The organism is Loigolactobacillus jiayinensis (assembly GCF_003946445.1).
Lineage (GTDB): Bacteria > Bacillota > Bacilli > Lactobacillales > Lactobacillaceae > Loigolactobacillus > Loigolactobacillus jiayinensis.
On sequence record NZ_RHOF01000016.1, the window covers coordinates 57,258 to 70,857 of the forward strand.

Below are 13,600 nucleotides of genomic sequence, written 5' to 3' on the forward strand. Positions count from 1 at the left end.
ATAGGGAGCGTTAGAGAGTTATGCAATTTACGCAGATGTTGATTCCGGTTGTCAGTAGCTTTGCCATCACATTTATTGTGTTGCCATTGTTTATTGGTTATTTCCGGATGAAAAAAGAAGGCCAAATGATCCGTGAAGAAGGACCAAAATGGCACGAAAAAAAATCAGGTACACCAACTATGGGTGGTTTAGTCTTCCTGATTGCTACCGTTATTTCAACGATTTGGGTCGGCTACTGGCAACACCAAATGACCGCACAAGTATGGATCATCTTATTCATACTTGCACTATATGGTGCGCTGGGTTTTATGGACGATTCAATCAAATTGTTTGAAAAACGTAATTTAGGCTTACGTGCTTGGCAAAAGTTACTTGGCCAAATTGTTGGTGGTTTGATCTTCACTGCGGTGTACATTCACGAAGGTTTACCATTAGCAATCGATTTGCCAGTGATTGGTCGACTGCATCTCAGTGTCCTGTATATTATTTTTATTTTGATTTGGTTGGTTGGCTTTTCAAATGCGGTTAACCTAACCGATGGCCTTGATGGGTTGGTTGCCGGAACAGCAACCATTGCCTTTGCAACGTATGCGATCATCGCATATAAAGAAGGTCGGACGGATATTCTGATTTTTTGTTTGACCGTGATTGGTGGTCTGATCGCCTTTTTCTGGTTTAATCATAAGCCAGCTAAAATTTTCATGGGTGACGTTGGTTCCTTAGCCTTAGGTGGTGCGTTAGCGGCAGTTTCAATTCTGTTGCACCGTGAGCTGTCGTTACTACTGATCGGGTTGGTTTTTGTCATCGAAACCGCCAGCGTTATGATCCAAGTATCTGTCTTTAAACTAACCGGCAAGCGCGTCTTTAGAATGAGTCCGATCCATCATCATTTTGAAATGCTCGGTTGGTCAGAATGGCGTGTTGTCTTAACTTTCTGGGGCTTCGGTCTCTTATGTGCAATCATTTATTTAGTGGCATTTCTGTAACAAAAAATTCTAATCATTAAAGTGGAAAAGGGCGAATATTCTTGAATTCAGTGACGGATTATCGAAATAAAAAAGTATTGGTATTAGGTTTGGCAAAAAGTGGCTTCCATGCGGCTAAGCTGTTGGCTAAATTAGGTGCGTTGGTGACGGTCAATGATAAAAAAGATTTTGATCAAAATCCAGATGCGCAGTCGTTATTAGCCGAAGGCATCCGCGTGATCACCGGGAGTCATCCGTTAGCTTTATTGGATGAAGATTTTAAGCTAATGGTCAAGAATCCTGGTATCCCATACTCTAATCCGCTAGTAAAAAAAGCGCAGGAAAAAGGCATTCCAATCATTACCGAACCGGAATTAGCGTATGAAATTTCGGCAGCACCGTTGATCGGCGTTACGGGAACCAATGGTAAAACAACGACGACAACGCTGATCACCTTGATGCTTAACCAACAACGCAAAGCCGGGCGGGCCTATGTTGCTGGCAATATTGGCGTACCAGCAACGGAAGTAGCACAGAAGGTGACCGCTGATGATGTTATGGTGACGGAGCTTTCTAGTTTTATGTTGATGGGGATCACCAAGTTACGGCCACATATTGCCGTTTTAACTAACATCTATACTGCCCATATTGATTATCATGGTAGCCGCGCTAATTACATTAAGGCGAAGATGCGCATCACCATGAACCAAACCAAGGATGATTACTTTGTGGTCAACTGGGATCAAGCAGAGTGGCGTGATTTGAGTCAACAGTCTAACGCGCAGGTTGTTCCTTTTTCCCGGCAAGGTTTAAGTACTGCCGGCGCTTATGTGAAGGATGGTCAATTCTGTTACCGTGACGAGGTTTTAATGCCAACCAGTGAACTGAATATCCCTGGTGATCACAATGTAGAAAATGCGTTGGCAGCCATTGCGGTGGCTAAATTAGAAGGTCAAACTAATGCAGCTATCTGTGAAGTCTTACGCACGTTTACAGGTGTCAAGCATCGGCTACAGTTTGTGACTGAATGGCAAGGACGTCGTTTTTATAATGATTCGAAGGCCACTGATATTGAAGCTACTGAAATGGCACTAAAGGGGTTTAAAGCGCCAGTTATTTTGTTAGCTGGCGGCTTAGATCGTGGTTTCACCTTTGAACGGCTAGTGCCAGCTTTAAAGGAACACGTTAAAAGCTTACTTTTATTTGGTGAGACGGCTAAGCTATTAGCACAAGCTGGTGAAGCGGCGGGTATTAAGGATATCCAAATCGTAGAAAATGTAGCGGCTGCGTTACCGCTGGCTTATCAAAAGAGTCAGCCAGGAGACATTATTTTATTGTCACCGGCCAATGCAAGCTGGGATCAATACCCGAATTTTGAAGTTCGTGGGCAGATTTTTATTGATGGCGTCACTGATTTGATCAAAGGAAATGGAGCGGACTAAACGTTATGCGTGTAATTTTTTCAGGTGGTGGTACTGGCGGTCACATTTATCCAGCGTTGGCGCTACTACAACGGCTACAAGAACGAGATCTGCTAGATGAAGTGCTTTATATTGGCACCGAAAAAGGGCTGGAAAGCCGGATTATCCGTCAAAAAAATATCCCGTTTGAAGCTATTGAATTACAAGGGTTTAAGCGTTCATTATCTTTGGACAATTTAAAGACAGTCAGACTATTTTTACAAAGTACGCATCGGGCTAAGCGAATTGTACGTGATTTTAAGCCAGATGTAGTGGTTGGAACTGGTGGTTACGTTTCTAGCGCAGTTTTATTTGCGGCGGCGCAGTTACACGTTCCGACCGTGATTAATGAACAAAATAGTGTTGCTGGCATTACCAATCGGTTTCTTGGTCGCTTTGTTGATCGAATTTCAATTGCTTTTCCTGAAGTTGCAGCGCAATTTCCTAAGCAAAAGGTTGTGTTGACTGGTAACCCGCGGGCCCAACAAGTTGCGGGGATGCAAGCTAATCAGCGCTTAACTGATTTTCATTTGCAACCGGAAGTACCCACATTACTTATTTTTGGGGGTAGTCGCGGGGCTGAACGAATCAATGCTGCTTTTCTGGCGGCATTACCTGAGTTAAATAAAAAAGATTACCAAGTATTATTTGTTTCTGGCCAAGTTCATTATGCTAAGATCCAAAAAGCTTTGGCTAATAAAACTGTTAACAAAAATATTGCGGTTGAACCTTATATCAATGATATGCCAACTATTTTGCCAGACGTGGCCGTTATTTTAGGTCGTGCTGGGGCGACTTCATTAGCCGAGATCACGGCCTTAGGAATTCCGTCAATTTTGGTGCCTAGTCCTTATGTAACCAATAATCATCAAACTAAAAATGCTGAAAGCTTGGTTAACCATCAGGCTGCAGAAATGATCACTGAAGAACAATTGACCGGCCAATCATTATTAAAAGTGGCTGATCGGTTGATGCAGGACCAAAAATTGCGGCAAACGATGAGTGAACAAGCACGGCAGTTAGGCGTACCAGATGCTGCTGATCGATTGATCAAAGTGATGCAGGATTTAATTCATTAGTTAACTAGAAGTTATAAAGTCGTCATAGAAAGGAAGTGCGCGGATGGCAAAAAAACGGTTAAAGCGTTCCAAGAAAAAAGCAGCAACAAACGACCCAGCGTCCGCGCTGACTCCTTGGGAAGCGTACCAGCAACAACAAAAGCAAGCACAGCAACAAAAAACACAGACTAAGCCAACAATTGAGCACAAGTTGCCGCGGTTAAAGGAACTACGGCACAAATATTTGGTGAGCCGGCTAGCCTTTTTAATGACGATCTTAGTGCTAATATTAGTTATCACTGGTTATTTTGTTTCACCTTTAAGCAAGGTGAAGTTGCTTAGTGTTTCCAGTGATCAAAAAAGTCCGCTTAGCGAACAAACGGTGATCGATGCTAGTGGTATAAAAACAAGCGACTCAGTTGTCGATGTTTTGTTGCAGCAACGTTCGATCACTAAAAAAATGACGAAGCGAGAGCCAAAAATTAAATCGGCCAAATTAGTTGTGCATCAATTTCGTAATATTGAATTAAAAATTAAAACGTATAAAACAGTTGGCTTGTTAGTCCGTGGCTCGCGCTACTATCCGATTTTAGAGAATGGTACAATTGGGGTAGATAGTACGGCACAGCCGACAAGCAACCACTCAGTGTATAGTCACTTTAAGTCAGGTAAGGTTTTACGCCAAATGATCAAGCAATATAATAAATTACCGGCAACAGTGAGCAACAGTATTTCTGAAATTCAATTTACGCCGACTAAATTGAATCCGCAGCGGGTACATTTATATATGAATGATGGCAACCAGGTTTATGCGACCATCACAACTTTTGCCAAAAAAATGCAATATTATCCGAGTATCGCCAAAGAAATGCAGAAAAAAGGTACGGTTAATTTAGAGGTTGGCGCTTATTCCTACCCCTTTTAAGCTTAAAAATCCTTCAAGTTTTGTGAAAACGTGTTAAACCGTATGATAAGGCTTTTAAAACCAAGTTTGAGTGTGTTAAAATCTAGTCATATAGTGTATTTAAAAATTAAATCGAAAAATTGTTTCAAGGAGGTTCCACCGCTTATGGGAAACACAGGCATATACGTTGGGCTTGATATTGGAACCACCTCAATAAAGGTTATTGTCGCGGAATACGTTAAAGGACAAATGAATGTTATTGGAGCGGGTAGCGAGCGTTCCGAAGGCTTAAGCCGCGGGGTCGTTGTTGATATCGATAAATCAGTCGCTGCGATTCAACAGGCAGTTCGTCAAGCTGAACGGAAAACTAACATTGAAATTCAGAAAGTTACCGCTGGAATTCCTGCTAATCTACTTGAGATCGAACCTTGTCAAGGGATGATTGCAGTTGCGGATGAATCGAAAGAAATTAATGATAGCGATGTACGCAATGTTGCAGCTGCTGCTTTAGTCCGTAATTTACCACCAGAACGAGAAATTTTAACGATTATTCCAGATGAATTTATTGTTGATGGCTTTGACGGTATTAAGGATCCACGCGGTATGATCGGCGTTCGTTTGGAAATGCACGGTATTTTATTGACAGCACCGAAAACGGTGATTCATAATATGCAGAAGTGTATCGAACGGGCTGGTTTAGTTTTAGACGAATTAGTAATGAATCCACTTAGCCTAGGCAAATTAGCTTTAGCTGATGGCGAGCAGGATTTCGGTACCGTTTTGATCGATTTAGGTGGCGGCCAAAGTACAGCAGCTGTTATCCATGATCACAAATTAAAATATACTTATGTAGATCAAGAAGGCGGCGACTATATCACCAAGGATATTTCCGTCGTTTTAAATACATCCTTTGACAGCGCTGAAAAAGTTAAGCGTGATTATGGGTATGCTGATTCACTGCAAGCTTCTTCAGAAGAAGATTTTCCAGTTGAAGTTGTGGGTAAGGAAGCACCAGTGACAGTCAATGAAAAGTATCTCGCTGAGATCATCGAAGCACGCTTAACGCAGATTTTTGAAAAGATGAATCAGTCTTTGCGTAAAGTTGGCGCTTTAGATTTACCAGGTGGTATTGTTATGACTGGCGGCGTGACCGCCTTGCCGGGCATTGTTGAATTAGCAAGTGATGTTTTTGAACATAATGTTAAGCTGTATATTCCTGATGAGATGGGTCTACGTCATCCCTCATTTGCCCAAGCATTGAGTTTGATCAATTACACCGCTAATTTAAGCGAAATTGATTTAATCGTTCAGAGTACTTTAAAAGGCAATTATGCTACGAACAAGAGCAACTATACCGCAAAGCAAGTCGTTAAACCTGATAGTGAGCAATTCCGACCCGCAAACAATCAGACTGCAACTCAAAAAGAAGCGTCGGAACCAAAGAAAGAACGTTTCGCCGGCATCAAGAAGTTTATCAGTAATTTCTTTGAATAATGGCACTATCAGACTATTAGGAGGATACAAGTTATGGAATTTTCTTTAGACTCAACACAAAACACGGGGGCTGTTATCAAAGTGATCGGTGTTGGTGGTGCTGGCGGTAACGCTGTTAATCGCATGATTGCCGAGGACGTTAAGGGTGTCGAATTTATCGCCGCTAATACCGATGTGCAGGCTTTAGATAACTCAGATGCCGAAACTAAAATTCAATTAGGCAGTAAGTTGACCCGTGGTTTAGGTGCAGGGGCAACACCAGAAATTGGCCAAAAGGCAGCTGAAGAAAGTGAAGAAGCGATTGCTGAAGCACTTAAAGGCGCTGATATGATTTTTGTAACAGCTGGTATGGGTGGTGGCACCGGTACTGGTGCTGCACCAATCATCGCTAAAGCAGCCAAGGACCTCGGTGCTTTAACTGTTGGTGTTGTTACCCGCCCATTTAGTTTTGAAGGACCTAGACGCGCTAAGAACGCGGCTGAAGGTATTTCTGAAATGAAACAGCATGTTGATACATTGGTTATCATCTCAAATAATCGCTTATTAGAAGTTGTCGACAAAAAGACGCCAATGTTAGAAGCTTTCCAAGAAGCTGATAATGTTTTGCGCCAAGGGGTACAAGGTATCTCTGATTTGATTACGTCACCAGGCTACGTCAACTTGGATTTTGCCGATGTTAAAACGGTTATGCAAAACCAAGGCTCAGCACTAATGGGGATTGGCTCAGCAACTGGTGAAAATCGGACTGGTGAAGCAACTAAAAAGGCAATTTCATCACCGTTGTTGGAAACTTCAATTGATGGTGCGGAACAAGTCTTGTTGAATATCACTGGGGGTCCTGATTTATCTTTATTTGAAGCTCAGGACGCGTCAGACATTGTTTCTCAAGCATCTACTAGTGACGTCAACATTATTTTTGGGACGTCGATCAATGAAAGTTTAGGGGACGAAGTCGTTGTTACTGTTATTGCAACCGGTATTGACGATGATAAAAAGACACAGACACCACGGCGTAATTTGAATCCACAAGCTAACGCTAATGCTGGACGTAGTTTCGATACAGCACGAGCAAGCAACAAGGATAACGATACACCGACTTCTGCTTCAGCGGGCACACAACGGACTGCAGGAAATAATAAACGCAGTGACGATCCATTTGGTAATTGGGATATTCGCCAAGAACCAAGCCAACGGCAAACAGCAGACAACGATAACGGTTTTAAACGGACGGAAAAACCTGATTTTGATATTTTCCGGCGTACTGATACCGATAATAGTAATGATGACGATAACGGGTTAGATAAGCCACCGTTCTTCCGGCGTCGGAATAAGTAATAATTTATACGTTAGCTTATTTTTAAAGGAGGCGGCGCGATGACAATTGCAGAAAATGTACAGCAGGTTCAGCAAACAATTGCGGCCGCACGGATTGAAGCTGGCCGCACGGACCCAGTAACTTTAGTCGCGGTGACTAAATACCATACGATTGAAGAAGCACAGGCGGTGGCTGCCACAGGGTTGACCAATTTGGCAGAGAATCGACCAGAAGGTTTAGCTGAAAAACAGGCAGCTCTGACGGCAACCGACTTAAAGTGGCATTTTATCGGTAGTTTACAAAAGCGCAAGGTTAAGCAGGTCATTAACAAGATCGCCTATTTACATTCATTAGATCGACTCAGCTTAGCCGCGGAAATTGAAAAGCGGGCTGAGCAGCCAATCAATTGTTTTGTTGAAGTCAACGTTTCTGGTGAAGCATCTAAATCAGGGTTAAAATTAGCTGAGGTTGAACCATTTATTCGTTCGTTAGTTGATTTTACGAAGATCCGGATCGTTGGGCTGATGACCATGGCGCCAATCGATGCTGATGATCATGCTTTACATGAACTCTTTAAACAGTTACGCTTGAAGCGCGATACAATTGCCCAGCTTGGTCTAACTTATGCGCCGTGTCGGGAGCTAAGTATGGGTATGTCACGTGATTATCGAATTGCGGTTTTAGAAGGGGCAACTTTTGTCCGCGTTGGAACCGCCTTGTTTCAATAAAAAGTAAGCAAAGTCCAATCATTGGTTAATAACTATCTTCATTTAGTCAAGGGAGGTCAGAAAAATGGCATTTGGTAAATTGAATTTGAGCAAATTTTTTGGTATGAGCGACGACGAAGACGAATTTTACACAGAGCCGACCTCGCAAGAGCAGAAGGTAAATGAATCACAGCAGCCAGCACGACCAGCAAATTCAGCTAAAGCACCACAATATCGAGCAACCCCAACGGCTAATAGTCAAAAGGTTGTTCCAATGAATGCAGCGCCAACCAAAGCAAGTAAAATTGTGATTTTTGAGCCACGACTTTATTCCGATGTTAAGGAAGCAGCATCACACTTATTAAATAGTCGTGCAGTAGTATTGAGTTTTAAGCGCATTGACCAAGCACAGGCCAAACGGATCGTTGATTTTCTAACGGGCACTGTTTTTGCAATCAATGGTGATATTGAACGAATCGGCGATGAGATTTTCTTATGTACGCCGGCTAATTTTGAAATCGATGGTAACCTTTCCGATATCCTACGTCAGGATGGCTTGGGGTAAGGTAATTAACAGCAGGGAGGTTATGCGGTGTTAATGCTCGTCAATGTTATTTTTAATATTATCAACCGATTGATCGATATTTATATGTTTATTATTGTGATCTATGTTCTATTGTCTTGGTTTCCCAATGCGTACCAAACCAAGTTGGGACGTTTATTAGGCCGGATCAGTGAACCATATCTAAATATTTTTTACCGTTTTGTGCCACCAATTGCCGGCTTAAGTTTTGCCCCATTGGTTGCCTTGATAGTTCTAAGTATGGCGCAATATGGTCTAGGCGCTTTATACAATATTATTTTCTTCTAGCTTGGTGTGTGTTCAAATCTAAGGAGGATAGCTAATATGGACGAGAATGTTTATCAACACTTTCGAAAGGCGGAAGCTCCGTTTATCGATCAAGTGGCCAGTTGGTTGCAGGATGTTAGTGATCAGTACCGCCCATATTTAACCGATTTTTTAGATCCACGCCAACAATATATTGTGGAAGCAATCGTTGGTGAAAAGGGCGAGCAGCGCTGTCAATTTGATGGTGGCTATGTTTCGGCTGAACGCCAACGTGCCTTATTGTACCCAGATTATTTTGAACCAACACAAGATGATTTTGCGATTCAATTGTTCGAGATCCATTATCCCACTAAGTTTGCTAATTTATCTCATGGTAAAATTCTTGGTACACTGGTCAATGCTGGTATCAAGCGAGAAGTATTTGGTGATATCATGACTGATGGTGAGCGCTGGCAGTTTTTTGTTACTGCAAGTATGGCCGATTATATTCAAGCACAAATCACCCAAATCGGGCGGATCGGTGTTCGTCTAGAGCCAAAGGGTTATACTGACTTGTTGGTGCCAAAAGATGCTTGGGTATTAGAACATGCAACAGTTAGTTCGTTGCGGGTCGATGCTTTAATCTCCGCAGTTTATAATATTTCGCGACAGCGTTCGAAAGAATTGGTAGAAAATGGTAAAATAAAGCTGAACTGGCAAGTTTTTGAACGGCCTGATTTCGAATTAGGTTTGCGTGATATTATATCGGTTCGTGGTTTTGGCCGTATTCAGTTACGTGAAATCGAAGGTAAGTCCAAGAAAGACAAGTATCGCTTGTTACTTGGTGTTTTAAGAAAATAGTTTTTTGGAGGGATTCATATGGCATTAACCCCGTTGGATATTCATAACAAGGAATTTAACGTAAAAATGCGTGGTTACGATCAAGATCAAGTTAATGATTTTCTTGATCAAATTATTAAGGATTATGAAGCGGTTTTAAAGCAAAAAGATGATCTACAAACTGCTTTAAAGGCAAGTGAAGAAAAAGTCACTTACTTTAATCAATTAAAGGACGCCCTAAATCAGTCGATCATCGTGGCACAAGAAGCTGCCGATAAGGTTAAGACTAATGCACAAAAAGAAGCTGAAATCATTAGTCAAGAAGCGCAGAAGAATACGCAGAATCTGTTGAATGAAGCAACTGAGAAGTCCAACCGGATTTTGGCCGATGCCTCGCAAAAGGCTAAGCAAATCACTATTGAGACTGAAGATTTGAAGAAACAAACGCGCGTCTTCCGTCAACGTTTGCAAGTTATGCTTGAATCACAATTAGAAATCGTTAAGAGTAAGGACTGGGATGAATTATTGGCCCACGATGATGATGGACAAGATAAAGCGATTCAACAAATCTTACAACAACGGCTTGACAATGCTGAAGCAAGTAGCGTAAACTCAAACCAATCAGATGTGGCGCAGACTAGCGAACCGGCTAGCGTAACTGCAGACACACCAGCTGTACAAACAGATAGTGAAGGCCCTGGGGAAACGATGATTATTTTCCCGGACAACACAAGCGAGGCAGCTAACAGCAATGAACAGCCAGCAGTTGAAGCTGATTCACAAAATTCCGATAATTAATCATAAAGAACAGTAAGCTAATCGTTATCACAACAGCGAGTCAATGAATGGTGGGAGATTGACAGTGCGCTAACGCTTAGTGGATCATCTTTACTTGATGCAACAGTGAACAATTAGTAAGTGTTGCCGGCCTTGTAGTCGTTATAACTACAGTTGAGGGAGTGCCTTATGGTGCTCCAAATCTGGGTGGTACCACGACGACTTCGTCCCAATTAGGGATGGAGTCTTTTTTGTTTACCAAGGAATATTTTGTGCTCAGTTGGTTTGCAGATTTAAATGATAAAAGGGAGAGATGTTGATGCGTGTTAAAGATACTTTAAACTTAGGTAAAACTAAGTTTCCAATGCGGGGTAACCTGCCTGTCCGTGAAGCAGAATGGCAAAAAGCTTGGGACGAAAACAAACTTTATGAACAACGCCAAAAATTAAATGAAGGTAAGCCTACGTTTGTTCTTCATGATGGTCCTCCATACGCCAATGGGAATATTCATATTGGCCATGCGCTGAATAAGATCAGTAAGGATATTATTGTCCGCTTTAAGTCAATGTCAGGCTTCCGGGCACCATACGTTCCTGGCTGGGATACACATGGCTTACCAATTGAACAACAATTGACCAAGCAAGGCTATGATCGTAAAAAAATGTCAATTTCTGAATTTCGTGCGCTTTGTCACAAATACGCACTGGAACAAGTTGAGAAGCAACGAACTGATTTCAAGCGGTTAGGTGTTTCTGCTGATTGGGATCGACCATACTTAACCTTAGCACCAGAATTTGAAGCACAGGAAATTCGTGTTTTTGGTGAAATGGCTAAAAAAGGGTATATCTATCGCGGTAACAAGCCCATTCACTGGTCACCATCTTCTGAATCTGCTTTAGCTGAAGCCGAACTGGAATATAAAGATATCGAATCTCCTTCCGCTTACTATGGTGAACAAGTCAAAGATGGCAAAGGTATCTTAGATAATGATACTTACTTTGTTGTTTGGACCACTACACCATGGACAATTCCTGCCAGTGAAGGAATCGTAGTTGAAGCTGAATATGATTATTCAGTTGTACAACCTGCTGGTGAGGACCGTAAGTTTGTGGTTGCCTCTGAATTAATTGATACCTTGTCCGAAAAGGCGGGTTGGCAGGACGTTAAAGTCTTGAAAACGTTAAAAGGTCAAGATATGGAATACATGACCGCACAACATCTATTTTACGAAGATCGTGAATTGCTATTGATGTTAGGCGATTACGTGACGCTTGATTCAGGTACTGGCTTAGTCCATACTGCACCTGGCTTAGGTGATGATGACTTTAAAGTTGGTAAAAAATATGGTTTAGATATTTTATCACCAGTGGATAATCAGGGTAAGTTAACCGACGAAGCACCTGGTTTTGAAGGTTTATTCTACGAAGATGCTAATAAATTGGCCATTCAAAAAGTAACTGATGCCGGTTTAATGCTAAAGCAAGAACCTTATTTGCATAGTTACCCAATGGATTGGCGGACTAAGAAGCCAGTTATTTTCCGTTCAACGCCACAATGGTTTGCTTCAGTTGATGCATTTCGTGATCAAATTTTAGCTGCAATCGACAAAGTTTCCTTTAAGCCAGATTGGGGTAAAACACGTCTGTATAATATGATCCGCGATCGTGGTGACTGGGTTATTTCACGTCAGCGTGTTTGGGGTGTACCATTGCCAATTTTCTATGGTGAAGATGGAGCAGCTATTATCACGCCAGAGACAATTGATCACGTTGCTGATTTATTTGCTGAACATGGTTCCAGTGTTTGGTTTGATCGAGAAGCAAAAGACTTATTACCTGAAGGCTTTACCAATGAACATTCACCAAATGGCCAATTTACCAAGGAAACGGACATTATGGATGTTTGGTTTGATTCTGGTTCGTCACATCAAGGTGTCTTAGCTGAACGTGATTACCTCACCTATCCAGCTGATTTGTATTTGGAAGGTTCCGATCAATATCGTGGTTGGTTTAATTCTAGCTTAATCACTAGTGTGGCCGTTTCTGGTGCAGCACCATATAAGCAAATCTTATCCCAAGGGTTTACCATGGATAAAGATGGCCACAAGATGAGCAAATCATTGGGCAATACGATTGCACCAAGCAAGATCATTAAGCAAATGGGTGCTGAAATTCTACGCTTGTGGGTTGCTACTGTTGATTCTTCTGCTGATGTGCGGGTTTCAATGGATGGTTTCAAACAGGTTTCTGATAGTTATCGTAAAATTCGCAATACGATGCGTTTCTTGTTAGCTAACACAACTGATTTTGATCCGGCTAGTGATGCACTTGATTATAATGAATTACAGTCAGTGGATAAATATTTAATGCTACGCTTGAATCAAGTTAAGCAAGCGTGCTTAGATGCGTATGCACAATACGATTTTGCAACGGTTTATAAACAGATCAGTGGCTTCATCACTGTTGATTTATCTGCGTTCTACTTAGATTTTGCTAAAGATATCGTGTATATCGAAACTGCCAACGATCCAAAGCGGCGGGCAATGCAAACTGTCATGTATCAAGTATTGGTTGATTTAACTAAGTTATTAACGCCAATCTTGCCCCATACTGCTGAAGAGATTTGGGGCTTCTTGCATGAACCAGAAGATTATGTGCAGTTAGCCGAAATGCCAGTAGTCGAACATTATGCGGATGAAGCTGATTTACTTGAAGCATGGACAAGTTTCATGGAAGTGCGTTCAGATGTATTGAAAGTCTTAGAAGAAGCCCGCGATGCCAAGGTTATCGGTAAATCATTGGAAGCTAAAGTTATTTTGTATCCTAATGAAACTGTTAAGACATTACTCAATGCTTTAGACGCCAATGTGATGCAGATTCTTATTGTTTCCGACCTAGAGATTGCTGACGCAGCTAGTGCGCCCGCTACAGCAGAAGATTTTGGTGATGTCAAAGTTGTTGTGGAACATGCAGCTGGTGAGGTTTGCCCACGTTGTCGGATGACTAGAACTGATGTCGGTATCGATCCTAAGTTACCAAAATTCTGTGGTCGCTGTGCGAAAATCGTCGAAGAACATTTTCCTGAAGCAGTTACTGAAGGTTTTGAAGATTAAGCTTAACATTAAAAAGAGCTTGAAGACGATTGTCTTTAAGCTCTTTTTTCTAACTAAAAATAAGTAGTCGCGTAGTTTTTTTTTCGTAAGCACCTAATAACAGACCGGATATGAATCGGCCAATAATCGCGGTATCATA

12 protein-coding genes are annotated in these 13,600 nt (G+C 41.8%); all 12 read left to right on the plus strand.

The window, feature by feature from the left end; translation table 11 throughout:
- Positions 1-20 precede the first annotated feature (20 nt).
- The 12 genes from mraY to ileS all read left to right on the plus strand — a co-directional run bounded on the left by mraY (position 21) and on the right by ileS (position 13,461).
- Positions 21-986: a phospho-N-acetylmuramoyl-pentapeptide-transferase gene (gene mraY, locus EKM80_RS05395; RefSeq protein WP_125552090.1), complete on the plus strand. Its 966-nt coding sequence runs from the start codon at positions 21-23 to the stop codon at positions 984-986.
- Positions 987-1,027: 41 nt separating this feature from the next.
- Entirely contained in the window at positions 1,028-2,407 is a 1,380-nt protein-coding gene (gene murD, locus EKM80_RS05400) for a UDP-N-acetylmuramoyl-L-alanine--D-glutamate ligase (RefSeq protein ID WP_125552091.1), read from the plus strand.
- Between the two features lie 5 nt (positions 2,408-2,412).
- Entirely contained in the window at positions 2,413-3,504 is a 1,092-nt protein-coding gene (murG, locus tag EKM80_RS05405; RefSeq protein ID WP_125552092.1) for an undecaprenyldiphospho-muramoylpentapeptide beta-N-acetylglucosaminyltransferase, read from the plus strand.
- A gap of 43 nt (positions 3,505-3,547) precedes the next feature.
- Complete coding sequence (locus EKM80_RS05410; RefSeq protein ID WP_125552093.1) at positions 3,548-4,408, plus strand: cell division protein FtsQ/DivIB; 861 nt, start codon at positions 3,548-3,550, stop codon at positions 4,406-4,408.
- A gap of 144 nt (positions 4,409-4,552) precedes the next feature.
- Positions 4,553-5,881 carry a cell division protein FtsA gene (gene ftsA, locus EKM80_RS05415; RefSeq protein ID WP_125552094.1) on the plus strand — a complete coding sequence of 443 codons (1,329 nt, stop codon included), beginning with the start codon at positions 4,553-4,555 and terminating at the stop codon, positions 5,879-5,881.
- Between the two features lie 33 nt (positions 5,882-5,914).
- Positions 5,915-7,216, plus strand: a complete 1,302-nt coding sequence (gene ftsZ / locus EKM80_RS05420) for a cell division protein FtsZ (protein ID WP_125552095.1) — start codon at positions 5,915-5,917, stop codon at positions 7,214-7,216.
- Between the two features lie 39 nt (positions 7,217-7,255).
- Complete coding sequence (locus EKM80_RS05425; RefSeq protein ID WP_125552096.1) at positions 7,256-7,924, plus strand: YggS family pyridoxal phosphate-dependent enzyme; 669 nt, start codon at positions 7,256-7,258, stop codon at positions 7,922-7,924.
- Between the two features lie 64 nt (positions 7,925-7,988).
- Entirely contained in the window at positions 7,989-8,468 is a 480-nt protein-coding gene (locus EKM80_RS05430) for a cell division protein SepF (RefSeq protein WP_125552097.1), read from the plus strand.
- Positions 8,469-8,501: 33 nt separating this feature from the next.
- Positions 8,502-8,774 carry a YggT family protein gene (locus tag EKM80_RS05435; protein ID WP_191985931.1) on the plus strand — a complete coding sequence of 91 codons (273 nt, stop codon included), beginning with the start codon at positions 8,502-8,504 and terminating at the stop codon, positions 8,772-8,774.
- 36 nt (positions 8,775-8,810) lie between these two features.
- Positions 8,811-9,593 (plus strand): YlmH family RNA-binding protein, encoded by a 783-nt coding sequence (locus EKM80_RS05440; protein WP_125552099.1) that lies wholly within the window; start codon positions 8,811-8,813, stop codon positions 9,591-9,593.
- Positions 9,594-9,611: 18 nt separating this feature from the next.
- A complete protein-coding gene (locus EKM80_RS05445; RefSeq protein WP_125552100.1) occupies positions 9,612-10,370 on the plus strand; it encodes a DivIVA domain-containing protein in 759 nt (252 codons plus the stop codon).
- A gap of 298 nt (positions 10,371-10,668) precedes the next feature.
- Entirely contained in the window at positions 10,669-13,461 is a 2,793-nt protein-coding gene (gene ileS / locus EKM80_RS05450) for an isoleucine--tRNA ligase (protein ID WP_125552101.1), read from the plus strand.
- Positions 13,462-13,600: the final 139 nt, after the last annotated feature.

Bases quoted from the DNA above. Each gene is read 5' to 3' on its own strand.
- mraY (WP_125552090.1), top strand. From the start codon at position 21: ATGCAATTTACGCAGATGTTGATTCCGGTTGTCAGTAGCTTTGCCATC.
- EKM80_RS05440 (WP_125552099.1), top strand. From the start codon at position 8,811: ATGGACGAGAATGTTTATCAACACTTTCGAAAGGCGGAAGCTCCGTTT.
- EKM80_RS05435 (WP_191985931.1), top strand. From the start codon at position 8,502: ATGCTCGTCAATGTTATTTTTAATATTATCAACCGATTGATCGATATT.
- ftsA (WP_125552094.1), top strand. From the start codon at position 4,553: ATGGGAAACACAGGCATATACGTTGGGCTTGATATTGGAACCACCTCA.
- EKM80_RS05410 (WP_125552093.1), top strand. From the start codon at position 3,548: ATGGCAAAAAAACGGTTAAAGCGTTCCAAGAAAAAAGCAGCAACAAAC.
- EKM80_RS05425 (WP_125552096.1), top strand. From the start codon at position 7,256: ATGACAATTGCAGAAAATGTACAGCAGGTTCAGCAAACAATTGCGGCC.
- ileS (WP_125552101.1), top strand. From the start codon at position 10,669: ATGCGTGTTAAAGATACTTTAAACTTAGGTAAAACTAAGTTTCCAATG.
- ftsZ (WP_125552095.1), top strand. From the start codon at position 5,915: ATGGAATTTTCTTTAGACTCAACACAAAACACGGGGGCTGTTATCAAA.
- EKM80_RS05430 (WP_125552097.1), top strand. From the start codon at position 7,989: ATGGCATTTGGTAAATTGAATTTGAGCAAATTTTTTGGTATGAGCGAC.
- murG (WP_125552092.1), top strand. From the start codon at position 2,413: ATGCGTGTAATTTTTTCAGGTGGTGGTACTGGCGGTCACATTTATCCA.
- EKM80_RS05445 (WP_125552100.1), top strand. From the start codon at position 9,612: ATGGCATTAACCCCGTTGGATATTCATAACAAGGAATTTAACGTAAAA.